The 26425-nt window shown below is 69.2% G+C and carries 18 protein-coding genes; 10 read left to right on the top strand and 8 right to left on the bottom strand.

Going from position 1 to position 26425, the window contains the following annotated elements; translation table 11 throughout:
• The first annotated feature begins 29 nt into the window (after positions 1 to 29).
• Positions 30 to 491 (top strand): GyrI-like domain-containing protein, encoded by a 462-nt coding sequence (locus AW274_RS05670; RefSeq protein ID WP_062334974.1) that lies wholly within the window; start codon positions 30 to 32, stop codon positions 489 to 491.
• Here AW274_RS05670 and AW274_RS05665 read toward each other — a convergent pair.
• A complete protein-coding gene (locus AW274_RS05665; RefSeq protein WP_062429942.1) occupies positions 473 to 1132 on the bottom strand; it encodes a nitroreductase family protein in 660 nt (219 codons plus the stop codon). The genes AW274_RS05670 and AW274_RS05665 overlap by 19 nt on opposite strands.
• Positions 1132 to 2238: a CaiB/BaiF CoA transferase family protein gene (locus AW274_RS05660; RefSeq protein WP_062430148.1), complete on the bottom strand. Its 1107-nt coding sequence runs from the start codon at positions 2236 to 2238 to the stop codon at positions 1132 to 1134. Before AW274_RS05660 ends, AW274_RS05665 begins: the two co-directional genes overlap by 1 nt.
• Before the next feature lie 85 nt (positions 2239 to 2323).
• On the opposite strand from AW274_RS05660, the gene AW274_RS05655 reads away from it, so the two are divergent.
• The 3 genes from AW274_RS05655 (at position 2324) to AW274_RS05645 (ending at position 6059) form a co-directional block, all read left to right on the top strand.
• Positions 2324 to 3307, top strand: coding sequence for a 2-hydroxyacid dehydrogenase (locus AW274_RS05655; RefSeq protein WP_062429941.1), 984 nt, complete (start codon positions 2324 to 2326; stop codon positions 3305 to 3307).
• A gap of 126 nt (positions 3308 to 3433) precedes the next feature.
• On the top strand, positions 3434 to 4792 hold the full coding sequence (locus AW274_RS05650; RefSeq protein ID WP_062430147.1) for an FAD-binding oxidoreductase: 1359 nt from the start codon (positions 3434 to 3436) through the stop codon (positions 4790 to 4792).
• 7 nt (positions 4793 to 4799) lie between these two features.
• On the top strand, positions 4800 to 6059 hold the full coding sequence (locus AW274_RS05645) for an SAM-dependent methyltransferase (protein ID WP_062429939.1): 1260 nt from the start codon (positions 4800 to 4802) through the stop codon (positions 6057 to 6059).
• Between the two features lie 51 nt (positions 6060 to 6110).
• On the opposite strand, the gene AW274_RS41095 is transcribed toward AW274_RS05645, so the two are convergent.
• Both AW274_RS41095 and AW274_RS05630 read right to left on the bottom strand, forming a co-directional pair.
• Positions 6111 to 8630: a PQQ-dependent sugar dehydrogenase gene (locus AW274_RS41095; RefSeq protein WP_198169021.1), complete on the bottom strand. Its 2520-nt coding sequence runs from the start codon at positions 8628 to 8630 to the stop codon at positions 6111 to 6113.
• Between the two features lie 132 nt (positions 8631 to 8762).
• Positions 8763 to 10286 carry a long-chain-fatty-acid--CoA ligase gene (locus AW274_RS05630; RefSeq protein ID WP_062429934.1) on the bottom strand — a complete coding sequence of 508 codons (1524 nt, stop codon included), beginning with the start codon at positions 10284 to 10286 and terminating at the stop codon, positions 8763 to 8765.
• Between the two features lie 106 nt (positions 10287 to 10392).
• On the opposite strand from AW274_RS05630, the gene AW274_RS05625 reads away from it, so the two are divergent.
• Positions 10393 to 11934: a GMC family oxidoreductase gene (locus AW274_RS05625; protein WP_062429932.1), complete on the top strand. Its 1542-nt coding sequence runs from the start codon at positions 10393 to 10395 to the stop codon at positions 11932 to 11934.
• A 43-nt stretch (positions 11935 to 11977) separates the two neighbouring features.
• Positions 11978 to 13234: a cytochrome P450 gene (locus AW274_RS05620; protein WP_439648744.1), complete on the top strand. Its 1257-nt coding sequence runs from the start codon at positions 11978 to 11980 to the stop codon at positions 13232 to 13234.
• On the opposite strand, the gene AW274_RS05615 is transcribed toward AW274_RS05620, so the two are convergent.
• Positions 13231 to 14991 carry a hypothetical protein gene (locus AW274_RS05615; RefSeq protein WP_157519792.1) on the bottom strand — a complete coding sequence of 587 codons (1761 nt, stop codon included), beginning with the start codon at positions 14989 to 14991 and terminating at the stop codon, positions 13231 to 13233. The genes AW274_RS05620 and AW274_RS05615 overlap by 4 nt on opposite strands.
• A gap of 512 nt (positions 14992 to 15503) precedes the next feature.
• Between AW274_RS05615 and leuS the strand changes: the two genes are divergently transcribed.
• From leuS to AW274_RS05595, 4 genes are all read left to right on the top strand, one after another.
• On the top strand, positions 15504 to 17957 hold the full coding sequence (gene leuS, locus AW274_RS05610; protein WP_062429928.1) for a leucine--tRNA ligase: 2454 nt from the start codon (positions 15504 to 15506) through the stop codon (positions 17955 to 17957).
• 129 nt (positions 17958 to 18086) lie between these two features.
• Positions 18087 to 19703, top strand: coding sequence for a cellulase family glycosylhydrolase (locus AW274_RS05605; RefSeq protein WP_198169020.1), 1617 nt, complete (start codon positions 18087 to 18089; stop codon positions 19701 to 19703).
• A 90-nt stretch (positions 19704 to 19793) separates the two neighbouring features.
• The gene (locus AW274_RS05600) at positions 19794 to 20048 is read left to right on the top strand and encodes a hypothetical protein (RefSeq protein ID WP_062429924.1); all 255 of its coding nucleotides are present in this window, start codon (positions 19794 to 19796) and stop codon (positions 20046 to 20048) included.
• Positions 20045 to 21436 carry a hypothetical protein gene (locus AW274_RS05595; protein WP_062429922.1) on the top strand — a complete coding sequence of 464 codons (1392 nt, stop codon included), beginning with the start codon at positions 20045 to 20047 and terminating at the stop codon, positions 21434 to 21436. Before AW274_RS05600 ends, AW274_RS05595 begins: the two co-directional genes overlap by 4 nt.
• Here AW274_RS05595 and AW274_RS05590 read toward each other — a convergent pair.
• The 3 genes from AW274_RS05590 to lexA form a co-directional block, all read right to left on the bottom strand.
• Positions 21402 to 22007 (bottom strand): DUF6461 domain-containing protein, encoded by a 606-nt coding sequence (locus AW274_RS05590; RefSeq protein WP_062429921.1) that lies wholly within the window; start codon positions 22005 to 22007, stop codon positions 21402 to 21404. The two genes, AW274_RS05595 and AW274_RS05590, sit on opposite strands and share 35 nt — an antisense overlap.
• The gene (locus AW274_RS05585; RefSeq protein WP_062429919.1) at positions 22004 to 23107 is read right to left on the bottom strand and encodes a MalY/PatB family protein; all 1104 of its coding nucleotides are present in this window, start codon (positions 23105 to 23107) and stop codon (positions 22004 to 22006) included. The genes AW274_RS05590 and AW274_RS05585 overlap by 4 nt, the downstream gene beginning before the upstream one ends.
• Before the next feature lie 1087 nt (positions 23108 to 24194).
• Complete coding sequence (gene lexA / locus AW274_RS05580; protein WP_235966260.1) at positions 24195 to 24899, bottom strand: transcriptional repressor LexA; 705 nt, start codon at positions 24897 to 24899, stop codon at positions 24195 to 24197.
• Between the last annotated feature and the right edge of the window lie 1526 nt (positions 24900 to 26425).

Below are 26425 nucleotides of genomic sequence, written 5' to 3'. Positions count from 1 at the left end.
CTGATCACCATTCGTCGAGGGGAACGATCTTGATCATTGCCGACAGGCCTGAGCTGCTCGTCGTGGGTTACGCCATCCGCACCACCAACGAGGCCGAGGCCGACCCGGAGCGCGCCGCGCTTCCGGGGTTGTGGCAGCGCGCCGGTGCCCCGGGCGCCTTCGCCCACGTGCCGGGACGCGTCGACGAGAACATCTACGCCGTGCTGACCGACTACGAGAGCGACCACACCGGGGCATATACCCAAGTTATCGGCATAGCCGTCCACACCGCCGCGCGGCTGCCCGAGGGCATGGTCGCGGTGCGCGCGCCCGGGGTGCCGAGCCTGCATCTGGAGGTACGCGGCCCGCTGCCGCAGACCCTGATCGAGGCCTGGCAGTTCCTCTGGCAGCACCCCGACCGCCGCGCGTTCACCACCGACCTGGAGGTCCACCACCAGGCCGGCGTCGACCTCTACGTCGCGGCGCGGCCCACCTACTCCGAGGCCGGATAGCCCCACAGCGGCTCGTCGGTCTCGAAGCCGACCGGCTCGCCCCACTGGTTGCGGTAGCTCACCTCGTGGACCGGACGCCGGGGGGCCACGCCCCACCTGCCCGTCGGGTAGCCGAAGGTGACCGTACAGGCGAGTTCCCAGCCCTTCCCCTCGGGGACGCCGAGGATCCGCATTGCCTCCGCGCCGTGGAACAGGCCCATGACCGTGGTGAGGGCGGTGCCGACGCCGTGGCCGCGGGCCGCGAGCTGGGCGTTCCAGACCGACGGGAAGATCGAGCCGCCGCTGGGGTCGTTGCGGGTGAACGCGAACAGCAGCAGCGGATAGTCGGCGAAGTGGTCGGCCAGGTGCTGCGACGACTTCATGACGTTCAGCGAGCGCTGGTCGCCGTTGGCCTCGGCGATCTCGCGCTGGCGTTTGTAGTGGCCGGCGTAGAGACGGGCCAGCGCGTCCTGGTAGAGGGGCGCCAGCTGGTCCTTGACCTGCTGGTCGTCGACCAGGAGGAAGCGCCAGCCCTGCGCGTTGCCGCCGCTGGGGGCGCGCACGGCGGCGTCCATGATCTGCTTCTGGACGTCGAGGGGGATGGGGTCGGGCTTGACCCGGCGCATCGCGCGGGTCGTGTAGAGGGCCTCCAGCAGGTCCATCAGGCCAGTACTCCTTGGGCTCGCAGGCGGGTCGCCGTCTCTTCTGACAGGCCCCACGCGGTCAGGTCGTCGAGGCGGGTGGCGGGGGCCAGGTCGCCGGTCGCGGCGCCCAGCAGGCGCGGCGCGGGGGCCGCCTGCGCGACGCCGCCGACCTCGACGAAGGTGCCGCGCGCGGCGTTGTGGGGGTGGCCGGGCGCCTCGGCCAGGTCGAGCACGGGGGCCACGCACGCGTCGGAGTCGGCGAAGACGGCCTCCCACTCGGCGCGGGTGCGGGTCTTGAACGCCTCGGTGAGCCGGGCGCGCAGCGTCGGCCAGTCGTTCTGGTCGGGCGGGTCGGCCAGTTCCAGGCCGCGCACCAGCTCGGCGTAGAACTGGGGTTCCAGGGCGCCGACGGCCATGTACTTGCCGTCGGCGGTCTCGTAGGTGTCGTACATCGGGGCGCCGCCGTCGAGCAGGTTGGTGCCCCTCGGGCCCCAGAAGCCCGAGTGGGTCAGCGAGTAGAACATCGAGAAGAGCACCGCCGCGCCGTCGACCATGGCGGCGTCGACCACCCTTCCCCGGCCGGTGCGCTCGCGTTCGAGCAGGGCGAGCAGGATGCCGTACGCGAGCATCAGCCCGCCGCCCGCGAAGTCGCCCAGGAGGTTGATCGGCGGCGTGGGCCGCTCGCCGGCCCGGCCGAGTTGCGAGAGCACGCCGGAGATCGCGACGTAGTCGATGTCGTGGCCGGCGCGCGGGGCCAGCGGGCCCTCCTGCCCCCAGCCGGTGAGGCGTCCGTAGACCAGGCGCTCGTTGACGGCGTGCAGGTCGGCGGGGCCGATGCCGAGGCGTTCGGCCACGCCGGGGCGGAAGACCTCGATCACCGCGTCGGCGTTCTGGGCCAGGGCGAGGAACGCCGCCACTCCCTCTGGCGACTTCAGGTCGAGGCCGATCGTGCGTTTCCCCCGGTCCATGACGTCGCGCCGGGGCTGGTCGGTCACGGCCGCGACCCGGTCGACGCGCAGCACGGAGGCGCCGTGGTCGGCCAGCATCATTCCGGCGAAGGGGCCCGGGGCCAGCCCGGCCAGTTCGAGCACGCGGATCCCGGCCAGCGGGCCGCCCGTCTCCATGGTCACGAGGGCCAGTAGAACAACATTCGGCAACGACTCGCAACCCGGCCGCAGCGTGTCGGACCGGGCATGGCAGGCTGAGCGCATGACCGACTTAGGGCGTCCCTGGCGGTTGCTGGCGCTGCCGCCCCTGCCCGCCGACGCGGTTCGCGGGCTCCTGTCCGGTCTGGGCGACCGGATCGACGTCGTCACCCCCGAGACCCGCGATCGGGCCGCCGTGCTCGACCTGCTCCCCGAGGCCGAGATCGTCGTCGGCGACTGGAGTTCCCAGCTCGTCCTCGACGCCGAAGCGGTGGCCCGCGCGCCGAAGCTGGCGTTCGTCCAGCAGCCCGCCGTCGGGGTCGACGGGCACGACCTCGGCGCGCTCGCCGACGCCGGGGTGCCGCTCGCCAACACGGCCGGGGTGAACGCCATCGCGGTCGCCGAATGGTGCGTCGCGGCGGCGTTCGCGCTGGTCCGGCGGCTCGGCCAGGGCGACGCCGCGGTCCGGGCGGGCGAGTGGCCGCAGCTCACCCTCCAGCCGAGGGAGCTCTCGTCGTGCAAGGTCGGCCTGGTCGGGTTCGGCCCGATAGGGGCGGCCTGCGCCCGCATGTTCGGGGCGATGGGCTGCGAGGTGGCCTACTGGTCGCGCTCGGCCAAGAAGGAGACGTACGGCGCGGTCTACGAGGACCTCGACCGGCTGGTCGCCGGCAGCGACATCGTGGTGATCGTCGTCGCGCTGGCCGATGAGACGCGGGGCCTGTTCGACGCGAACCGGCTGGCGCTGATGAAGCCCGGCTCGTTCCTGGTGAACGCGGCCCGGGGCGGGATCGTCGACGAGAAGGCGCTGATCGAGGCGGGCCAGCTGGCCGGGATCGCGCTCGACGTGTTCACGACCGAGCCGCTGCCGCCCGATGACCCGCTGCGGTCGGACCCCCGGATCCTGTTGTCGCCGCACGCCGGCGGGGTGACCCCGCAGTCGACGACCAGGCTCGTGCAGTGTGTGGTCGGGAACCTCGCGGCGGCGGTCGGCGGGGCGCCCGTCATCAACGTCGTGAACGGGGTGAACCCGGTCGTAAAACGCCGTTGACCAGCTGTGGACAGTTTCCCGGCGCTTAACGTGTCGAGTCTGGTATGCGGGGGTTTAGGGGGATATGGTGCGCTTGGGAAGATCTCTATCACGACTACACATGGGGGTGGCGTCATGCCCGAGCGCATGACCAGTATGACCACCCATAGGAGAGCGGTCGAGCAGATTCGCGACTCCTACGCGGCGATTCCCGACGGCTCGGCCCCACGACTGGCCAAAGCCACCACGAACCTCTTCCGTTTCCGCGAACCGGGAGGCGGCGCCAAGCTCTCGGCGCGCGACCTCGACCAGGTCATCCACGTCGATCCGGAGACGATGACCGCCGAGGTCCAGGGCATGACGACGTACGAGAACCTCGTCGACGCCACCCTGCCCCACGGCCTGATGCCCTACGTGGTGCCGCAGCTCAAGACGATCACGCTCGGGGGAGCGGTCACCGGTCTGGGCATCGAGTCCACGAGCTTCAAAGACGGCCTGCCCCACGAATCCGTGGAGGAGCTGGAGATCCTCACGGGTGACGGGCGCATCCTCGTCGCCCGCGCGGACAACGAGTACGCGGACCTCTTCAACGCCTTCCCGAACTCCTACGGCACGCTCGGCTACGCCCTGCGCATCAAGATCAAGCTGGCGCCGGTCAAGCCGTACGTGAAACTCACCCACCTGCGCTTCACCGACGCGGCCAAGTGCATGCTGGCCATGCAGGAGATCTGCGAGCGGCGCGAGCACGAGGGCGAGAAGGTCGACTTCGTCGACGGCACCTACCACTCGCGCGACGAGATGTACATCACCGTCGGCACCTTCGCCGACCGGGCGCCCTACGCCTCCGACTACACCGGCATGCGCATCTACTGGCAGTCGATGCGCAGCCGCAGCCGCGACTGGCTGACCGTGCGCGACTACCTCTGGCGCTGGGACACCGACTGGTTCTGGTGCTCCCGCGCGTTCGGCGTCCAGCAGCCGCTGGTACGGTCCCTGATGCCCAAGCGCTGGATGCGGTCCGACGTCTACCGCAAGCTCGTCGGCCTCGACCAGAAGCACGGCATCACCGCCCGAATCGACCGCTGGCGGGGCAACCCCCCGCAGGAGTCGGTGATCCAGGACATCGAGGTGCCGATCGATCGCGGCGCCGAGTTCCTGGACTTCTATGTCGACCACGTCGGGATGACCCCCGTGTGGATGTGCCCGCTCAGGGCGACGCGCGACTGGTCCCTCTACCCGCTGGAGACCGGTCGCCTCTACGTGAACTTCGGATTCTGGGGCATGGTGGCCCTGCCCCGGGGCCAGCAGGACGGCTACTACAACCGCGCGATCGAGCAGGCCGTCCACCAGCTCGAAGGACACAAATCCCTCTACTCGTCCTCCTACTACGAGCGCGAGGAGTTCTGGGAGTTCTACAACGGGGAGGCCTACTGGCCGGTCAAGCGGGCCTACGACCCCGGCGGTCGCCTGCTTGACCTGTATGAGAAGTGTGTACGGGGAAGGTGATGCACGCATGACACTCGCCGAGATCTTCGAGAAGGTCGTCGGCACGGGAGCCGGCATCGAGTTCCACGCCTACGACGGGAGCAAGGCGGGCCCGTCGATGGCCGACATCCGGCTTGAGGTGAAGTCGCCCATCGCGGTGGCCTACCTCGCGCAGGCCCCCGGCGAAATGGGGCTGGCCAGGGCGTACGTCTCCGGGCACCTCGACGTGCACGGCGACATGTACACCCTGCTCGACCGGATGTGGTCGCTGACGATCAACGACCTGCCGCTCGCGGAGAAGGTCGCCGCCATCAGGGCCCTCGGGCCCAAACCGCTGCTCATGCGGGTGCCGCTGCCCCCGCAGGAGGTGCGGAAGTCGGCGATGGCCAAACTCGGCAGCCGGCACGCCAAGCAGCGCGACGCCGAGGCCATCCACCACCACTACGACGTGTCCAACACGTTCTACGAATGGGTGCTCGGCCCTTCGATGGCGTACACCTGCGCGGTCTACCCGGAGCAGGACAGTTCGCTGGAGGAGGCCCAGTTCGCCAAGTTCGACCTGGTCGCCAAGAAGCTCGACCTGAAGCCCGGCATGCGGCTGCTCGACGTGGGCTGCGGCTGGGGCAGCATGGTCCGCCACGCGGCCAAGGAGTACGGAGTGAAGGCGCTCGGCGTGACGCTGTCGAAGCAGCAGGCCGAGTGGGCGCAGAAGGCCATCGCGGAAGAAGGCCTCGGAGACCTCGCTGAGGTGCGATTCTCCGACTACCGCGACGTTCCGGAAGGCGACTTCGATGTGGTCAGCTCCATCGGTCTCACGGAGCACATCGGCGCCAACCAGCTGAAGAGCTACTTCTCTTTCCTGTACGACAAACTCAAGCCGGGCGGCAGGCTGCTCAACCACTGCATCACCCGCCCGTCAGGAAAAGAACGCTCCATCAACCGCACCGGCTTCATCAACCGCTACGTCTTCCCCGACGGGGAACTCGAATCGGTCGGCACGCTGGTCCGCGAGATGGAGGACCTCGGCTACGAGATCCGCCACGAGGAGAACCTGCGCGAGCACTACGCGCTGACCCTCCGCGACTGGTGCAAGAACCTCGACGACCACTGGGACGAGGCCGTGGCCGAAGTCGGCCAGGGCACCGCCCGCGTGTGGCGTCTCTACATGGCCGGCTGCATCGTCGGCTTCGAACGCAACAAGGTCCAGCTCCACCAGGTGCTCGGCGTCAAGCTCGGCGAAGACCGCAAGTCCGGCGTCGCGCTCCGGCCCTCGCTCGACTGGCCCTGACCGGATCACGCAGAAGACCCCCGGGCTTCCCGGGGGTCTTCCGTGTTCCTCCTACGAGTTCAGGCTCACCTTGACGATGCGGTCGGCGCCGTCGGGCTGACCGCCGTTGCCGTCGGCGTTGCTGGTGGTGATCCAGATCGCCTGCTCGTCGGGCACCCGCTCGACCGCGCGCAGGCGGCCGTAGGCGTCGGCGAAGTAGGAGACGGGGTCGCCCGCCTCGCCGCCGCTGAGCGGGATCGCGTACAGCCGCTTGCCGCGCAGCGCCGCCATGTAGACGACGTCGTCGACGATCGCGATGCCGCTCGGCGACGCCTCGGCCGTCGACCAGGTCTTCTTCGGGTTGGTCATGCCCGGCTCGTCACACGGCCCCTCGCACGTCGGCCAGCCGTAGTTCTTGCCCGGCTCGATCAGGTTGAGCTCGTCGGTCGCGTTCGCGCCCAGTTCGGCCGACCACAGCCGGCCCTCGGAGTCCCAGGCCAGGCCCTGCGCGTTGCGGTGCCCGAGCGAGTAGACCAGCGACCCGTCCGGGTTGCCCTCGGCGGCCGCACCGGTCTTGGTGATGCGCAGGATCTTGCCGTTCAGCGACTCGGGGTCCTGGGCGAGGCTGGTCTCCTGCGCGTCTCCGGTGGAGACGTAGAGGAAGCCGTCGGGGCCGAACTTCAACCGGCCGCCGTTGTGGAAGGTGCTCTTCCTGATCCCGGTCAGGATCGGGGTGTACGCCGAGAGGGTCGTCCCGTCGTACTCCATCTTCGCGACGCGGTTGCCGTCGGACGCGGAGTGCATGAAGAACACGTCCTTGTCGCTGTCGCCGTTCCACCCCGGCGAGAAGGCCACCCCCATCAGGCCGCCCTCACCACCGGTCCCCACCGACTCCGGCACCGTGCCGGCCTCGGTCTTCGCGCCGTCCTTGGCCACGCGGAACACCTTGAAGCTGTCGCGCTCGGTGACCAGCGCGAAGTCACCCGCGGGCGACCAGGCGACGTCCCAGGGGACGGTCCACTGCTCCGACACCACCTCGGGCGTCCCGGGGGCGCCCCCACCGGGAGCGGTGGGCGTGGGCGTCGGGGTCGGGGTCGGCTCAACGGTGGGGGTTGGGTCCACGGTGGGGGTCGGGTCCACGGGCGGGGTCTCGACCGGAGGGGTGGGTTCGGGCGTCGGCGTCACGGGCGGGGTCTCCACCGGAGGCGTCGGCTCGGGCGTCGCCGGAGGCGTCTCGACCGGGGGAGTCGTGCAGGTCGGCGTCGGCGTCGGCGTCGGGGTGACGGTCGGCGTCTCGGAGACGGTCGGAATGCCGCTGGGCGTCTCGCTCGGCGGCACCGTCGGAGTTTCGCTCGGCGGCACGCTGGGAGTCTCGGTCGGCGGCACTGACGGGATCGGTTCCGGGGTGGTGAACGTCGTCGCGGTCTCGGTCACCGGGGGCTCGACCGGCACGGTCGGGCACGGCGGCGGCGGAGTGCAGGTCGGCGTCGCGGTCGGCGTGACCGTCAGGGACGGCGTCGGCTCCGGCGTGCCTGAGGGCCCGCTCGACGGCGTCGGCTCCGGGGTGCCTGACGGGCCGCTCGACGGGGTCGGCGTCGGGATGTCCGGCGTCGGGACCGGAGTCGTGTTCTCCGGGAGGCCCGAGGGGACCGGCGCGGGCAGCGGGGCGGTGGTCTCCGGGAAGCCGGGCACCGTGTCGATGGGCCGGACCACCTCGAGGTCACACGGCGGCGGCGGGGTGCAGGTCACGGTCGGCGTGGGCTCCGGGGCCGGCGGCAGCGGGCCCGTGGTCGCCTCGGTCTGCGTGCGCGCGGCCACGTCCGCCAGGGCGGAGGGCGTCTCAGCGGGCGTCACCGAAGGGGTCGCCGAGGGCGTTTCCGATGGGATGGCGGTCGGCGTCTCCGACGGCGGGACCGAGGGGGTGGGTTCCGGGGTCCAGGTCGGGCACGGTTCCGGGACGACGCAGCCGTCGTCGGGCGGGGTCGCCTCCGGTGCGGGCGGCGGTGTCTCGCCGCCGGGCGGCATCGGGCCGACGCACGGCGTCGGCGTGGGCTCCGGCTCCGGAGTGGGTTCCGGCGTGGCCGTGGGCGGCGCGGGAACCGCGTACAGGGTGATGTTGTCGAGGTGGGGGTTGCCCCGCCTCGTCGCGGCGACGATCCGGATCGACGACTCGCCCTCGGGCAGGTCGACCACCAGGGCGAGGGTGCGCCACCAGCGGGAGGGCCGGAACTTCACGTCCTCGGCGACGACCTCGTCGTTCACGAGGAGGTCGGCCTGGAGGGTCCGGCCGGTCAGGTAACGGACGTGGACGTGGTTGGTGCCCGCTGCCAGCGGGGTGACCGTCCATTCGACGAAGTTGCCGCGGCGGTCGGCGCCGTTGACGTAACCACGCCCGCTGTATCCCCGATGGCGTTTCTGGACGACGCCCCGGGATATGGCGGCCTTCTCGGCTTCGTACCGGATTCCCTTCACATACGGTGTCGTGCGTTTGGCGGGTGTACTGGTGCTGGCCGTGGACACGGGCACCATCACCGATCCGGTGATGAGTGCGCCGGTCACGAGCAGCAGTAACGAACCGGTGAGCGCGCGCATGGAGTTGTCTCTCCCCGACATCGACTACGGCGGCACGCGCGCCTCCCTACCCGCTTCCCCACAGCGGAATCATCCAAAATCCGGCATTAAACGGCCGCGCCGGAACGGAACCGGCGCGGCCTCCGCTGCGTCTCAGCGCAGTTCGCGCTTGAGGATCTTGCCCGTCGCGGTCATCGGGAGCGCGTCGCGGAACTCGACGACGCGCGGGTACTTGTACTGCGCCATCATCTCCTTCCCCCACTCCACCAGGGCTTCCTCGGTCAGGCTCGCCTCGGGCTTGAGGATGACGTACGCCTTGATCTCCTCGCCGTGCGACGGGTGGGCGACGCCGACGACGGCGGCCAGCGAAACGGCCTCGTGGGTCATCAGCACCTCCTCGATCTCGCGCGGATAGACGTTGAACCCGCCGCGGATGATCATGTCTTTGGCGCGGTCGACGATGAAGTAGTAGCCGTCTTCGTCGCGGGTGGCGATGTCGCCGGTGCGGAACCAGCCGTCGTTCATCACCTCGGCGGTCGCCTCGGGCCGGTTGTAGTAGCCCTTCATGATGTTGTGGCCGCGGATCGCGATCTCGCCGATCCCCTCGGCGGTGTTCCACCCGGCGTCGACGAGCTTCATCTCCACGCCCCAGATCGGGGTGCCGATCGAGCCGGCCTTCGTCACCCTGCCCGGCTGGTTGAAGGAGGACACGGGGGAGGTCTCCGACAGGCCGTACCCCTCGAGGATGGGCACGGAGAAGGTGGTCTCGAAGTCCTTCAGCACCTCGATGGGCAGCGCCGCGCCGCCCGAGACGGCGGTCTGCAGCGAGGCGGGCACCTGCCCGCCGCCGGCGTGGACGGTCGTCAGCAGCGCCCAATACATGGTGGGCACCCCGGCGAACAGGGTGACGCCCTCGGCGTTCATCAGCTTCAGCGCCTCGACCGGCTCGAACCGGGGCAGCAGCACCAGCGTGGCCCGCCGCCGGAACCCGCCGTTCATGACGACGGTCTGCCCGAACGAGTGGAACAGCGGCAGCGTCGCCAGATAGACGTCGTCGCCCGCCGAGGGGAACATCGTGTCGGACACCATGGCGTTGAGCAGCATGTTCTGGTGGCTGAGCTCGGCGCCCTTGGGCTGGCCGGTGGTGCCGCTCGTGTAGAGGATGACCGCGGTGTCCGACGGGTCGGTCTGCACCGGTTCGAACTCGCCGCTCATCCCGCCGAGGGCGGCCCACAGCGTCTCGCCGAACTCCGACTCGGTGGCCAGCGGCGTCGCCGGCAGCACGAAGAACATCTCGGCGCCGGACGCCTCGAACCCGGCCTTCCCGCGTTCGCCGAGGGGCAGCTCGGGGGTGCCCTCGAAGCAGAAGAACGCCTTCGCCTGCGAGTCGTCGAGGTGGTAGGCGATCTCGCGCCCCTGCAGCAGCACGTTCAGCGGGACGACCGTCGCGCCCGCCTTCAGGATGCCGAAGTAGACGAAGGGGAAGTAGGGCGAGTTCGGGCAGGCCAGGGCGACCTTGTCGCCCCGTCCGACGCCACGCGACACCAGCAGGTTGGCCACCTGGTTGGCCACGGTGTTGACGAACGAGTAGGACAACCGCAGATCACCGAAGACGACGGCGGTGCGGTCGGGCGCCTCGCGGGCGCTGTCCTCCAGCACGATCGACAGGTTGAGCATGGGCCCGCTCCTAGCTTGGGGGCAGATTCGGGGATCGACATACCTACCGGTACGTAGCTCACCCTAAAACCTGGACGGGCCCGAGCGTGAGGAGTAAGTACGAGGGATGGAGTTCGACTATGTCATCGTCGGAGCGGGTTCGGCCGGTTGTGTGCTGGCCGCCCGTTTGTCGGAGCACGCGTCGGTCACCGTCGCCCTGATCGAGGCCGGCGGCAGCGACCGCAAGCTGGAGGTCCGCATGCCGGCCGCCTTCAGCAAACTGTTCGGCACGAGCTACGACTGGAACTTCACCACCGAGGCCCAGCCGGGCCTGTCGGGCCGGGAGATCTACTGGCCCAGAGGCCGCATGCTCGGCGGCAGTTCGTCGATGAACGCCATGATGTGGTTGCGCGGCAACCCGCTCGACTACGACCAGTGGGACCTCCCGGGCTGGTCGTACGCCGAGGTCGAACCCTACTTCCGCCGCGCCGAGCACCGCGTCGGCTCCAACACCGGCGGCGTCTACGGCACCAGCGGCCCGATCCACGTCTCGGAGCTGCGCTCGCCCAACGAGGCGACCGGCGCGTTCCTGAAGGCGTGCGCCGAACTCGGCATGACGCGGCTCGACGAGCTCAACGGCGGCTCCACCGAGGGCTACGGCCCGACGCCCGTCACCCAGGACCGGGGCCACCGCTGGAGCTGCGCCGACGCCTACCTCCGCCCGGCCATGTCGCGCGGCAACCTCACCGTGCTGACCGCCGCGCAGGTCCACCGGATCGTGGTCGAGGACGGGCGCGCGGTCGCGGTCGAATACGGCTCGGGGGAGCGGGTGGCCGCCCGCAGGGAGGTCATCGTGTCGGCCGGCGCGGTCGGCTCGCCGCACCTGCTCATGTTGTCGGGCATCGGCGACCCCGACGTCCTGGCGCGCAACGGCGTGAAGCTGGTGCACGCCTCGCCGAACGTCGGGGCCAACCTGATGGACCACCTGGCCACCGGCGCCTACTTCCGCTGCCCGAAGCCCATCACGATGAGCGGCGCGGAGACGGTGCCCAACCTGCTCAGCTACCTGGTCGGCCGCAAGGGCATCCTGACCTCGAACGTCGCCGAGGCGGTCGCGTTCATCAGGACCTCCGAGGCCGAACCGGCCCCGGACATCGAGCTCATCTTCGCGCCCGCCGTGTTCGTCGACCACGGCCGCACCCCGCCCGCCGGGCACGGCCTGACGGTCGCGGCGGTGCTGCTCCAGCCCGAGTCGCGAGGCCGGGTGACGCTCGACGGCCGCGACCCGGTCATCGACCCCGGCTACCTGACCGCGCCCGCCGACCTGCGCCGGCTCGTCGAGGGGCTGAAGGCGTGCGTGCGCGTCGGCACGGCCGAGGCGTTAGCCCCTTACGTCGACGGCTCGATCGAGCCGTACACCGATCCGAAGACCGACGACGAGATGGCCCAATGGGTGCGCGACAGGTCGGAGACGCTCTACCACCCGGCGGGGACCTGCCGGATGGGCGCCGACGCCGAGTCGGTCGTCGACCCGGAGCTGCGGGTGCGCGGCGTCGAGGGGCTGCGGGTGGTCGACGCGTCGGTGATGCCGACGCTGAACCGGGGGCACACCCACGCCCCGGTTGTCATGATCGCCGAGCGCGCGGCAGAGTTGGTATGGCAGCATTGATACCGAATCTCGTTCTGGTCTTCCTCCCCCGGAGGCTCCACTCATGACGATGCCGCCGATCACCTCGGCCGCCGATGTCGACCTGTCCGACTGGGAGTTCTGGAAGCGGCCGATGGCCGACCGGGAACACTCCTTCCAGTTGCTGCGCGACCTCGGCAAACCCGCCTTCTACGAGGAGCCGCAGGTCTCCTTCGCAAGCCAGGGCATGGGCTACCACGCGCTGGTGAAGCACGCGGACATCCTGGAGGCCAGCCGCACCCCCGAGATCTTCTGCTCGGGCGACGGCGGCGCGACCAACATCGTGGACATGCCGCCGGAGTTCGTCGAGTACTTCGGCTCGATGATCAGCATGGACGACCCCCGGCACGCCCGCCTGCGCCGCATCGTCTCCCGGGCCTTCACGCCCAAGATGATCAAGCAGTTCGAGGACGACGTCGCGCTCGCCGCCGCGAAGATCGTCGACGACCTGCTGGAGAAGGGCCCCGGCTGCGACTTCGTCGAAGAGGTCGCCGCCCGGCTGCCCCTGAAGATCATCTGCGACATGATGGGCATCCCGGAGAAGGACTACCGGTTCGTCTTCGACCGCTCGAACATGATCCTCGGCGCGCAGGACCCCGAATACGTCGGCGACATCGAGGCCGTCGGAACCGCGCTGCTCACCGCCGGCATGGAGCTGCAGCAGATGGTCGGCGAACTGGCCGCCCACCGCGAGCAGAACCCCACCAACGACCTCATCTCGTCGCTGGTCAACGCCAACATCGACGGTGAGCGCCTCACGCTGCAGGAGCTCGGCTCGTTCTTCATCCTGCTCGTGGTGGCCGGCAACGAGACCACGCGGAACGCCATCTCGTACGGCCTGCGCCTGCTGACGACCAACCCCGACCAGAAGGCGCGCTGGCTCACCGACGTCGACGGCCTCGCGCCCGGCGCGGTCGAGGAGATCGTGCGGCTGGCCAGCCCGGTCAACTACATGCGCCGCAAGGTCACCCGCGACCACGTCATGAACGGCAACGAGTACAAGAAGGGCGAGAAGGTCGTCCTCTACTACTGGTCGGCCAACCGCGACGCCGCCGTCTTCGACGACCCGCTGCGCTTCGACATCGGCCGCAACCCCAACCCGCACGTCGGGTTCGGCGGCCCCGGGCCGCACTTCTGCCTCGGGGCCCACCTGGCCCGGCGCGAGATCACCGTCATGTTCCGCGAACTGCTCACCCGGGTGCCCACCATCGAGGGCGGCTCACCCGAGCGGCTGTTCTCCAGCTTCATCAACGGGACGAAGCACATGACCTGCGAGTTCTAGGACTTCTTGATCGAGTCGATGATCGTGTTGACGTCGGGCAGCAGGTCGTCGCGCAGATCGGGAACCTGCATGTAGACGATCGACGGGACCTCGGCGCCGGTGTTCACCGCGGCCACCACGACCAGGGTCCCGCCGCCGTCGTCGGTCACCTTGTAGGCGGCGGCCTGGCCCAGGCCGCCGGGCAGCTTCTGCGCGCCGACCCTGGCGACCTTGTTGGGCTTCGGGAAGATGTTCTGCCGGGCCTTGAACACCACGCTGTTCAGCACCGGCCGCATGTCGGTCGGCGACTTGTACTGCGAGGCCAGGTCGTCCGGCAGCTTGCCGGTCATGACCGTGGCGAACCACGGCTTGCCCTTGGAGGTGAGCCCGGCGCTGACGAACTGGCGGGTGGAGTAGCCGTAGGTCGACATCACCGTCTGGGTGTCGGCGTCGGTCTTCCACTGGCCGCCGAGCTGCGAGACCGAGATCCCGGCCGTCTCGTCGGTGACGGTCCCCTTGACGGCCGACTTCTCGCCGTCGTACTCAGGGATGCCGCCGGAGGCGGCCGCCGCCGGCTTGGTGGACGTCGGCTTGGCCGAGGGCTTGCCCGACGGCACCGCGGTGGTCTCGGCGGCCGAGCTGAGCGGCCCGGCCAGGAACGCCCACAGCAGCGCCACGATCAGCGCGACCAGCACCGAGCCGACGAGCGCGAACAGCCAGACCGGCTTGCCCTTCTCGTCGTCGTCGTCATCGTCGGTCGTGTGCTGACCGTCGCCCCACACGGTCTCCCACAGCTCCTGCTGCCGGGCCGCCGGGGGCGTCTTCGGGCCGCTGATCTGGCCCGCCGTGACGAACGGCTTGTAAGGGTCGTCGCCGGGAAGCTGCTGCACCAGGTGCTCGCCCGTGGTGGGCCCGCCGTAGCCGTGCTGCGGCTGCTGCTGCTGCTGCGCGGGCTGGTTCATCGGGGCGTTCATCGGCGGGGTCACGGGCGGGTTCAGCGGGGGAGCCGGCTGCGGGGGCGCGGCCTGGGCCTGCGCCTGGACCGGCGGGAACGGCTGCTGGTCCATCGGCGGCTGGGGCACACGCGGGTCGAACGGGCCGCGCGGGGTGCCGAACGTGGTGGCCGGCTCCTGGTAGGAGAACGGCTGCTGCTGCTGCTGCTGTTGCTGTTGCTGCGGCGGCGGGCCGGGCTCGACCGGGCGCGGCGGGAACGACGGGTTGCGGTCGTCGGCACGCGGGAAGACGTTGGGCGCCGAGGCCCAGGGCCCCTCCTCCGGAGGAAGCTCGGGGAAACCGGGGCCCGTGTTCGCGCGAGCGGGCTGCCGCGCGGGCTGCTGCTGCTCGGGGAAGCCCGGCGGGGTCATCGGAGGGGGGAACACCGGCCCGCTGCCGGCCCTGACGGGCGGGAAATCCTGCGCCTGCGCGGCGCCGAAGGCGGGGTAGTCGTCGGCCGGGCCGAACGGGCTCACCGGGGGCGGCGGCGGAGGCGGCACCGGGAACGGCGGGTGCTCCTGGAACTGCGCCTGGGGGATCGGCGGGCTCTGCGGGCCGGTCTGGTGGTCGGGGCGCTGCTCGTACCGCGCGGCGACCGGGCTGGGCGGGAACGAGCCGCCGGGCGAGGGGCCGGGGCCGCCGAAGGGGCCCGGATCAGGCCGGCCGTTGGGTGGGGCGACCGGATTCGGCGGGTACGAGGCGGCGGACGGCGGCACCTCGGGCCAGGCTGGCGGGACTTCCGGCCAGGCCGGGCCGCGCCGTGGATCGCTGTGCTCCGAGGGCATGGAACCTCCCGAGATCATGCCCGAATTAGACGTGCTTGGCATGATCTCATGCGGGCTGGGGGGCGGCGCAGCCAAACTGGAGAAGAGCCCCCTGAACGATTCGCCCGTGGGGTCGGTCGGCGGATCCTGCATCGGAAGGTCCGCCTGCGGGAAGTCCGGGCCATGCCTCGGGTCGACAGGGTTCACGAGATGAGGGTAAACGAAAGGGACAACCGAGGTCACAATGGATCTATCACCATCCGATATCACCACTTTACTCTCGGTGTAAGATCCGTTCTCATTCGTCGGACCAGGTCCGATCGGGCAGATTCGATGCGCGGGTCGCGGTCGGTCTGCGGCCGACCGCAACCCGCTTGCTTCCTGCGCTACGCTTGGCCTATGCGTGCCGCGAACCTGCTTCTTACCGGGCCGCGTCGAGCGAGCTGACAGCAGCCTTCGACGCGGCCGCCCCTCGTGCTTCAGCGCCGGGGGGTTTCTTTATGGGCAGGTGTCGATGAATCAGGAGATCATACGTGGACGAGCAGGTATACGACCCCCAGGCGATCCAGGCCAAGTGGCAGCCCCGCTGGGAGGAGCTCAAGCCCTTCGCCGTCGTGGAGGACGACGCCGACCCCCGGCCGCGGCGCTACATGCTCGACATGTTCCCCTACCCCTCCGGTGACCTGCACATGGGCCACGCCGAGGTGTTCGCCATCGGCGACGTGGTGGCGCGCTACTGGTTCCTGAAGGGCTACAACGTCCTGCACCCGATCGGGTGGGACTCCTTCGGCCTGCCCGCCGAGAACGCGGCCATCAAGCGCAACGCCCACCCGGCCGAGTGGACGTACAGCAACATCGACACGCAGGCCGCCAGCTTCCAGCGCTACGCGATCTCCTTCGACTGGACCCGCCGGCTGCACACCAGCGACGCCGAGTACTACAAGTGGAACCAGTGGCTGTTCACGCGCTTCTTCGAGCGCGGCCTGGCCTACCGCAAGGGCGGCCTGGTCAACTGGTGCCCCAACGACCAGACGGTGCTGGCCAACGAGCAGGTCGTCGCGGGCAAGTGCGAGCGCTGCGGCGCCGACGTCGTGCGCCGCGAGCTGACCCAGTGGTACTTCAAGATCACTGACTACGCCGACCGCCTGGTCGACGACATGGCCCGCCTGGAGGGCGGCTGGCCCGACCGCGTGCTGACCATGCAGCGCAACTGGATCGGCCGCAGCACCGGCGCCGACGTCGATTTCGAGATCGAGGGCCGCAAGGACCCGGTCACCGTCTACACGACCCGCCCCGACACGCTGTACGGCGCGACCTTCTTCGTCGTGGCCGCCGACGCCCCGCTGGCCGCCGAGATCGTCACCGAGGAGCGGCGGGCGGCCCTGGAGGCCTACCGCGCCGAGGTCGCCAAGCTGTCGGACATCGAGCGCATGTCGACCGAGAAGGAGAAGACGGGCGTCTTCCTGGGCGTGCACGCGATCAACCCGGTCAACGGCGAGCGCATCCCGGTCTGGGCGGCCGACTACGTGCTGGCCGACTACGGCCACGGCGCGATCATGGCCGTGCCGGCCCACGACCAGCGCGACCTCGACTTCGCGATGAAGTTCGACCTGCCGGTGAAGGTCGTCGTGCACACCGGCATGGCCGACCCCGGCGAGACCGGCAAGGCGACGCCCGGCGAGGGCAAGCTGGTCAACTCCGGCCCGCTCGACGGCCTGAGCAAGGCCGAGGGCATCGCGAAGATCATCGAGATCCTGGCCGAGCGCGGCACCGGCAAGGCCACCGTGAACTTCCGGCTGCGCGACTGGCTGCTGTCCCGCCAGCGGTTCTGGGGCACCCCGATCCCGATCATCCACTGCGGGGCGTGCGGCGAGGTGCCCGTACCGGACGAGGACCTGCCGGTCGTGCTGCCCGACCTGCGCGGCGAGGCCCTGGCGCCCAAGGGCGTCTCGCCGCTGGCCTCGGCCACCGACTGGGTCAACGTGGCGTGCCCGACGTGCGGCGGCCCCGCCAAGCGCGACACCGACACGATGGACACCTTCGTCGACAGCTCGTGGTACTTCCTGCGCTACCTGGACCCGAAGTTCGACGACGGCCCCTTCGACCTGGCCAAGGCCGAGAAGTGGGGCCCCATCGACCAGTACGTCGGCGGCGTCGAGCACGCGGTGCTGCACCTGCTGTACAGCCGGTTCTTCACCAAGGTCCTCTACGACATGGGCATGATCACCTGGGACGAGCCGTTCCTGCGGCTGCTGAACCAGGGGCAGGTCATCAACGGCGGCAAGGCCATGTCGAAGACGCTGGGCAACGGCGTCGACCTGGGCGTGCAGATCGACAACTTCGGCGTCGACGCCGTCCGCCTGACCATGGTGTTCGCCGGTCCGCCGGAGGACGACATCGACTGGGCCGACGTCTCGCCGGCCGCGTCGCTGAAGTTCCTGGCCCGCGCGCTGCGCGTGATGACCGACGCGTCCGGCGCCGGCTCCGAGTTCGCCGCCGGCGACCTGGAGCTGCGCAAGGTCGTGCACCGGACCATCGACGAGGTCACCAAGCTGGTCGAGACCCACCGCTTCAACGTGGCGGTCGCCCGCCTGATGGAGCTGACCTCGGCCACCCGCAAGGCGATCGACTCGGGCCCCGGCGCCGGCGACCCCGCCGTGCGCGAGGCGGCCGAGGCGCTGGCCGTCATGTTGTCGATCGTGGCGCCGTACACGGCGGAGGAAGGCTGGGAGCGGCTGGGGCACCAGCCGTCGGTCGCCCGCGCCACGTGGCCGGTCGCCGACCCGGCGCTGCTGGTTCAGGAGTCGGTGACCGCGGTCGTCCAGGTGGCCGGGAAGGTGCGCGACCGCCTGGAAGTTTCACCGGACATTTCGGACACCGATCTGGAGGTGCTGGCCCTGAGCTCCGAGAAGGTCAAGGCCCACCTCGACGGCGCCCCCCGCAAGGTCATCGTGCGGGCGCCCAAGCTGGTCAACATCGTGCCGTAGGAGCAGCATTGACGCCCGAGCCGATATCTCGAACATCGTCGGGCGTGCGGTCCGGGCATGCCTCGGCGGGGCATGCCTGAACCCGTTCCGGCTCGACGGCCAGGCGTGCCCCCGCTTATGGAGGCACCTTTGTCCAGAATCACCGCCTGGTTGGCGGGGACCGCGCTGATCGCCGGCTTACTCGTGGCGATCGGCACCCCCGCCAACGCGGCCGGTACGGGGACCGGCTACCTGCGGACCAACGGCAACAAGATCGTCGACAGCACCGGCGCGACGGTCCGGCTGACCGGCATCAACTGGTTCGGCATGGAGACCGACAACAAGACCTTCCACGGTCTGTGGGCCAGCGTCACCTGGCGGTCCCAGCTCGACCACATGGCCCAGCTCGGCTACAACACCCTGCGCATCCCGTTCTCGAACGACGCGCTCAAGGCCGGCGCCGTCGCCACCGGCATCAACGACTTCACCAACCCCGACCTCGTCGGCCTGTCACCGCTCCAGATCCTCGACAAGGTCATCGAGTACGTCGGCTCGAAGGGCATGCGGGTCATCCTCGACCGCCACCGCCCGACCAGCGCCGGGCAGTCGGCCCTCTGGTACACCTCCACCGTCTCGGAGGCGACCTGGATCAACGACTGGCGCATGCTCGCCCAGCGGTACGCCGGCAACACCACCGTCATCGGTGCCGACCTGCACAACGAACCCCACGCCGACGGCACCAACCCCAACGCCACCGGCGCCTGCTGGGGCTGCGGCGTCGAGACCCGCGACTGGCGTCTCGCCGCCGAACGCGCCGGCAACGCCATCCTCGCCGTCCAGCCCAACTGGCTGATCTTCGTCGAGGGCGTCTCGTGCCCGTCGGGCGGCCTGTCGAACGTGTGGGACAACGACACCTCCAACGACGAAGACTGCGGATGGTGGGGCGGCAACCTCTCCAAGGCCGGACAGTTCCCGGTTCGGCTCAACGTGGCCAACCGGCTCGTGTACTCGCCGCATGAGTACGCGACGTCCGTCTACAACCAGTCGTGGTTCTCCGACCCGTCGTACCCGGCCAACATGCCGGCCATCTGGGACCGGTACTGGGGCTACCTGTACAAGCAGAACATCGCGCCCATCATGATGGGCGAGTTCGGCACGACGATGACGTCCAACGTCGACCGGATCTGGCTGACGGAGCTGATGAAGTACACGGGCACGGGCGTGAACGGCATGTCGTTCACGTACTGGTCGTGGAACCCGAACTCGGGCGACACGGGCGGAATCGTGCTGGACGACTGGGTGACGGTCCAGACGGCCAAGCAGAACATCCTGAGCCCGTATCTGATCGCCCCGGTGCCGCCGGGCACCACACCGTCACCCTCACCTTCGCCGTCGGGCTCGCCCAGCCCGTCGCCCTCCCCTTCACCTTCTCCCTCACCCTCGCCATCCCCGTCACCTTCGCCGTCTCCCGGTGGGTGCGTGGCGACGTACCGGATCATCAACCAGTACCCGGGCGGGTTCCAGGGTGAGGTGACCGTGCGGCCGTCGTCGGCGGCGATCAGCCGGTGGACGGTGCGGTGGAGCTTCGCCAACGGGCAGACGATCACCCAGTTGTGGAGTGGTCAGCACACCGTCTCCGGCTCGCAGGTGACGGTGAACAACCTGAACTACAACGGGTCGATCGCGGCCAACGGATCGACGACGTTCGGCTTCAACGGGACCTGGAACGGCACCAACGCGGTGCCCTCCCCGATCACCTGCAGCTGACGACCTGACCGCTGACCGGCCTCGTTCGCGCGGCCGGTCAGCGGGATAAATGTATTGGTTTCGTCTGGAGGTGCTGGCACGGTTGACTCCATGGGCCGCAAGACGCCGCAGGAGAAGAAACGGCTGAGCTACGCGAAGGACCGTCGTAACGACTACGGCGAGAACGACAAGAGCTCCCGCAACAAGCGATATCCCCACCGCACGAACCGTCACTGCGATCGGCAGATCCTCGTCGCGGAGCCGGGCCGTCTCTACCTCAAGAGGCCCAAGTCCTGGCGGAAATGTGCTGACATTCCGCTCGGCGAATACCTGCGTATGCGGATCGAGCGCCGGGGCCGGGATTGAGCGGGCTCGACTTCTTCGCCGACCTGGTGACGACCGGAACCGTGCTTGGCCTCGACCACACGAGCACCCCGGCGGAGGTCGAGGAGGTCTTCGGGCGGGGTCCCGCGCTCGACGAGCCGACCAACATGATCCACGACTTCGGCCTGATCGAGTTCGGCTGGTGGCGTTCTCGGCGCCGCGATCCCTGGCAGTGTCTCTATTTCGGCCCTCAGGCCCACCGCCTGCCCGACCTCGCCGAACACGGCGACGTCGAACCGGTGCTGACCGAGCGATACGGCGCCTTTCCGGCCCGGCTGGACTTCGCCGACCTCCGGGAGGCCGTGGAGGCCCGAGGGTTCACCTTGACGGAAGACACCCCGGTCAACGAGGGCACTGCCGAGTACTGGGAGCCGACGGCGCGGATGGGCATCCTGGTCCAGCTCGACCCGGAGGTGTGGGACGAACCTCCCGGCACCGTCCTCAAGATCCTCGCACCGACGAGTCCCAATGTCTACCGGCGGTTCAACGGCCGCGACCAGGAGTTCGCCGGCTATATCCGGCACCTGCTCACCTGCGACGAATCACAGATCGCCGCCTGGCTCGACCGGCGCGCCCCCGTCCCGGACCAGGACTGGTGGTTCCACCTCCGCCGAACGGTCGCCCTCCACCCCGCTCAGGACCCGACCTGGTTCCTCCTGCGCCTAGCCCTCGACCGCCAGGCGGCCGAACGCGGCATCGACAGCCCCAACCTCGCCGCCGTCACCCTGATCGGCGCCCTGCTGGAGGGAGCCGGCGAACAGCCGTCTCTAAGAGCGGCGATCGCCCACCGACCGGCCATGAACCCGTCCCTGAATGCGGCCATCGCCCACCAGTCGGCGGTGCATCCACCTCTGGACGCGCCTGTTGCCCACCGGCCGGCGGTGAATCCACGTCTGGATATGGATGTGGCCCGCCAGCCGGTGGCGGATCCGTCTCGGGATGAGGCTGTGGCCTGCCGGTCTTCGGCGAATCCGCCTGTGGATGGGGCTGTTGCTTACCGGCCGGCGGTGAATCCACGTCTGGATATGGATGTGGCCCGTCGGCCGATGACGGATTCATCTCTGGATGAGGCCGCAGCCCGCCGGTCGGCGGTGAATCCGTCTCTGGACGCGGCCCTGACGCGCCAGCCGGTGACGATTCCGTCTCTGGATGAGGCCGTGGCGCGCTGGCTGGCCACGATCCCGTCTCTGGAGGAGGCCCACGCATTGGCAGGCCGCTCCCCGGACGAGATCCGGCTCGCCCGGAGACTGAGGAGCCAGATCCACGTCGTGCGGTCGGCCCTGCCCCTGCTGACCTCGGCCGACCTGGCGGAAGAGGTGCGGGCCTGGGACGAGCTCAGACCCGCGCTGCTCCGCGGCGGGTGCCGATGAAGCAGGGGTGTTCGGCGCGCAGCCATTCGGCGGTGAGCCGGAACCCGGTCAGCCGCTCGGCGATGTTCAGCGCGTGCGCCGCCCAGGTGACGGGCTCGGCGTCGGCGCCCAGCACAACCAGGTCACCGGCGATCTCGTCAAGGGAGATCGGCCCCTCGACCGTGGGTTCGCCGATCCGATGGACGACCACCAGGGCCTCCCCGTCGGCGGCGTAGCTGAAGGTGTGAGAATCGTCCGGATGGAATTGCAGCGAGAAAGCGGTTCCCTTTCTCGACAGTTCCAGCAGCGTGCCCGTTATGGCATCGCCGTCGCCGAACGGCTCGATGCAGACCAGCCACGGACCCGCCCGGTCGAGCAGGATCTCGCTGCCGAGGGGGCCGCGCAACTGGAAATCCTTGAGCGCCGCGGAATGGCAGTCGTGAAACGAAAGGGAGAGCTCGGAATCGGGGTCGCCGCCGAGAATGTCGAGAGCGGTCTCGAGCTCGACGCCGGAGATCCAGGTGACGGTGCCCCAGTGGGACGACGGCCATTCGTCCGCGAGAAGCCCGAGATAGTGAGAAACGTCGGTCACCCTCGTATTCTGTCGAGAATCTCCTCCAGAATGGGCCCCGACGTGCCGAAATTAAGCCTGATCCAGGTGTCGGACGCACCGTAGATCGACCCCGACGCGACCTTCACCCGGGCCTCCTGTTCCAGAACGACCGCCGCGTCCGGAATGCCGGTATCGATCCAGGCGAGATAGGTCGCCTCCGGCACCCGATAACTCCACCCGGCGGGCAGCCGCTGAGCCAGCGTCTTCCGGTTGCGATCGAGCACGGCCACGACCCCGTCGAGCCAGGCGTCACACTGCCGCCAAGCGGCCACCGTAGCGGCGACCCCGAGCACACTAGGCAACCCGTAGAGAGCCGGCGGACGCGTGGCCAGCGCCTCCCGCACCCGCGCGGAGCCGATGTGCGCGATGGCGCAGTGCAATCCGCCCATGTTGAAGGCCTTGCTGGCCGAGGTGATCGTAACGGTGCGCTCGGGCCGCAGCAGCCCGAAGGGAATGTGCTCGTTCGGCGCGAACACGAGATCGGCATGGATCTCGTCGGAGATCACGGTGAGATCGTGCCGATCGGCGTATTCGGCGATCTCCTCCAGCTCTGTACGGGTGAAGCACCGCCCCGTCGGATTGTGAGGATTGACCAGCAGCAGCACCCGCGCGCCCTGAGGATCGGCCGGCAGCTCCGCCCGCCAACTGTCGCCGTCGGGGACCAGCGGAATCGGGACCGGGGGCCGGTTCATGGCCTCCAGCGTCATCAGGAAGGCGTTGTAGGTCGGCGTGTGGGTGAGCACACCCTCACCGGGTTCGGTGAGCACGTCGAGCAGCGCCTGCAACGACTGGTTGAGATCGGTGAACGGCCTGACGTGGACGGGATCGGGGTGGAAGCCGTACCGGGCGGCCATGCGCTCGGCGAACACCTCGGGCAGCGGCAACCCTGGCCGCTCCCAGGGCCAGTCGGCGTAACCCATGTCGGTGGTGACCCGGTGCATGATCGCTTCGCGGATGGGGTCGGCGACGGGGAAGTCCATGTCGGCGACCCAGGCGGGGATGACATCGCCCTTGGCCTGAGCCCATTTGGTTCCGTCGCGTCTGCGGGCCTGCTCGACCGTCAACTGATCAAAGTCCACGCAAACAGCGTATGACGGGACATCTCACTCTGCATCGGCAATACCGCCCCTAGAGCGACGGCAGAGCTGAGCCACGGTCGGGGCGGGGCATTGGGAGGACCTTGAGAGCGCCCGCCGGGCCTGTAGCGGCCTGAGAACGACCAGAGAGGCGGACCAGCTGGACTGAGCAGGGCCGAAGCAGGGCCGAGCAGAGCCGAGCAGGGCTGGGCCAAGCGAGGCCGAAGGGGGCTGGGTCAAGCGGGGCTGGGTCAAGCGGGGCTGGGCCAGGCAGGGCTGACTGGGCAAGCTGGGGCGCCGACCTGGGGATGCCGACCTGGGGATGCCGACCTGGGGATGCCGACCTGGGGATGCCGACCTGGGGATGCCGACCTGGGGTGCCGAGCCGGGGGTGCTGAGCTTGGGTGCCAAGCGGAAACACCGGGCACCCCACCCCAGCCGAGCTGGGATGCGCGATTGAGCTGAACTGAGCCGAGCGGCGGACTGCCTCGGCGCGCAGATCGTTCCCGTCACCACCGGCGGGCTAGCCGAGCCGCGCTGCATCGAACGGGCTGGGTGGAGCCGAGATGTGAGGAACAAGGCCAATTGACCTGCCGAGTGTGGGTGAGGCAAATCCGAGGTATGCCGAGCCGGGTTGGGCCGAGTGGAGGTGCTGAGGTGCGATGAGCTACCGTGGGCTGCGCGAATGAGCTGAGCCGAGCGACGCACCTCCTCGACACCGAGATCGTGCCCGTCAAACCGGTGGGCTGGCCGAGCCGCGCTGCATCGACCTGACCTGACCTAGGTTGGGCTGGCTGAGCCGCGCTGACCTGAGCTGGGTGGGTGGCCGCGATATGCAGAACAAGGCCGATTGAGGTGCTGGGCACGGGCTGGGCGAAGCTGAGGTATGCCGAGCATGGGCTGGCCCAAGTACAGGTGCCGACCAGCTGCCAGGCCGAGCTTGTGCCAGGGCACGGCAGGGCTGCGCTGAGCCATAAGGCAGGGCTGCGCTGAGCCGAGTGTGTGTAGATCTGGGTCGCCCTGAGCGGGACCGTTCATACGTCGGGGCACCCGGCCGCGTGGATGGGTGCCCCGAACGTAGAGGTCGTGGCTAGAGCTTGCGGAGGACCGCCGTCACCTTGCCGAGGACGGTCGCCTCGTCGCCCGGGATCGGCTCGTAGTTGGGGTTGTGGGGGACCAGCCAGACGTGGCCGTCTTTGCGCTTGAAGGTCTTCACGGTCGCCTCGCCGTCGATCATCGCGGCGACGATGTCGCCGTTGTCGGCGACCGGCTGCTGGCGGACGACCACCCAGTCGCCGTCGGCGATGGCGGCTTCGATCATCGAGTCACCCGAGACCTGGAGGAGGAACAGGGTGCCCTCGCCGACGAGCTGCTTCGGCAACGCGAAGACGTCTTCGAGGTTCTGCTCGGCCAGGATCGGCCCACCTGCGGCGATGCGCCCCACGAGGGGAACATAGGCCGCCGTCGGGCGGTTGAAAGCGGAGTCTTCCACGGCGGCGTCGGGGTCGACCCAGAGAACCGGCTCGCCGGGCAGGCGCACCTCGAGGGCGCGCGGGCGATGGGGGTCGCGCCGCAGGTAGCCCTTGCGCTGAAGGGCGGTGAGCTGGTGGGACACACTCGACGTGCTCGTGAGCTGCACCGCCTCACCGATCTCGCGCATCGACGGTGGGTAGCCCCGCTGCTGGACCGAGTCGCGGATCACCTCCAGGATCTTGCGCTGCCTGGGGGTGAGCCCGAGCGAGTCGCGGCGGCGAACCGCCAGATCGCTCACGCTCTCGTCGCGCTGGCCGGCCAGCCCGTCGTTGTTCACCTGGGCACCTCCCAATCCGTGTTCCTCGCGTCGCACAGAGCGACGCTACCGCGATTCAAGATCAATATCAAACAGTTGTTCGATTGCCCTCGAAAACGTCGGTGGCGTGGTGTACAACATCGTACGGGAGTTCGATCGACATCGTGTTCGATTTGCGCGATCTTTCTTCCCTTCTTGCAGGGCAGTCGAGGAGGTTCACGATGAAGCCCACGCAGAAGGACACCCCTACGACTCCACTCACACACTCGAACACTCGCCCGCCGAGGGCTGCGGATCCGCGCCCGGCGGAACACCCCCATATAAGGCGCGGCCACCTCACTCTGGTCCCGGCGCCACCGACCGGAGATTCCGAGAACGACTCGAGTCCACGGCCAAGCTCGCCGACGAATACGGGGTCAGGCCGGACAGTACCGAGGCAGGGCTCGGCAGTTCAGTCCGGCACGGCACAAGACGTGCCCAGGTGCCCGAGCGAAGAGCGAAATTCGGATGCCCGAACGAGCTCGAAGCCGAGTCCGGTGGTTCGGCCCGCTCTGTGGTCTGACGCACGCCCGCGTCCAGGTGAAGGGCGAAATTTGGATGGTCGAGCGGGCTCAGGGCTGGGTATGGCGGTTCGGCCCGGCCCGTGGCCGGACGTGCGCACGGGTCCGGGTGAAGCACGAGGTGCCCAAACGATCGCAAAGCCGAGTCCGGTGGTTCGGCCCGCCCTGTGGCCTGACACATGCCCGCGTCCAGGTGAAGGGCGAGAGGCGGATGGTCGAGCGGGCTCAGGGCTGAGTTCAGTGGTTCGGTCCGGTCCATGGCGCAATTCGCCCGCGCATCTAGGTCCATCGCGGAATTCAGATGATCACGCGGATTCCTGGCAGGGTGCGGCGGCTTCGGGCACGTGGGGGCAAGATTCGGTCGGGCAGGTAGGGCCAAGGCGAGGCTCGGAGACTCGCGTGGGTCAGAAGCGCGATGGGAAGAGAAGGTCCAGTTCAGGGCGGAAATCGCAGGGGCAAGCCGATTCTCGGAATCGTCTCGACCGGGATCCGCGTAAGCCGATCGATGTGGCCGATGCCAGACGCCCCGAATCAGGCCGGCGGGCGGGTGACGACGCCAGTCCTCGTGTCCGCTGTGCGCAGACTTCTTCAAATGCGGGGCGTCGGATGGCTCCTCCGGCTGAGGGTCTTCCCCAGGCTGAAGTCGCCGGCCGCGACACGCTGAGCAGATCCGTCATTTCTCGCATCGCTGATCGCCTGGTCGTCGGCATTGTTCGACCGTTCGGAGGTATGCGCCTCTCTGACGGCAAGGGCGCACTCGGAGGTAACGGCTTCTCCGGCAAAGACATCCGGGCGCGCGACAGTTCTTCTGCTGGGAGCTCTGGGGTTGATGGTTCTGGAGCCGCAGGCCTCGCCGGGCCTGCCGGTCGCGATCGGGTCCGCGTTCGTGATGGGGCCAATGAGGTCTCCGCCCGTGAGGTAGCCGCAGGCCATGCCAGGGTTGGCACGCTTGACGAAGTCATCGGCCGTTCT

It is taken from the genome of Herbidospora daliensis, assembly GCF_001570585.1.
Taxonomy (GTDB): domain Bacteria; phylum Actinomycetota; class Actinomycetes; order Streptosporangiales; family Streptosporangiaceae; genus Herbidospora; species Herbidospora daliensis.
This window is presented reverse-complemented; position numbering and strand designations above follow the sequence as displayed.